Origin of the sequence: Pseudomonas sp. HMSC076A11, assembly GCF_001810205.1 — a bacterium.
GTDB lineage: Bacteria > Pseudomonadota > Gammaproteobacteria > Pseudomonadales > Pseudomonadaceae > Pseudomonas > Pseudomonas aeruginosa.
Genome location: NZ_KV800270.1, coordinates 1 through 259, shown reverse-complemented (window position 1 = coordinate 259; position 259 = coordinate 1). Strand labels below are relative to the sequence as shown.

The 259-nt window shown below is 60.2% G+C and carries 1 pseudogene; it reads left to right on the top strand.

From position 1 onward, the window contains the following. Positions 1–259, top strand: a pseudogene (locus HMPREF2716_RS03955) (transposase); the annotation flags it as partial.

The following is a 259-nucleotide window of genomic DNA, read 5'->3' as shown; positions in this document are numbered from 1 at the left end:
CGCCTGCCGTTCGCTGGGGGTGGTGGATTCGGCCTTGCGCCGTTGGGTGAAGCAGCTCGAGGCGGAGCGCCAGGGTGTGACCCCGAAGAGCAAGGCGTTGACGCCTGAGCAGCAAAAGATCCAGGAGCTGGAAGCCCGGATCAACCGGTTGGAGCGGGAGAAAGCGATATTAAAAAAGGCTACCGCTCTCTTGATGTCGGACGAACTCGATCGTACGCGCTGATAGACCAGTTGAGTGAGCAGGAGTCGGTGGAAGTGG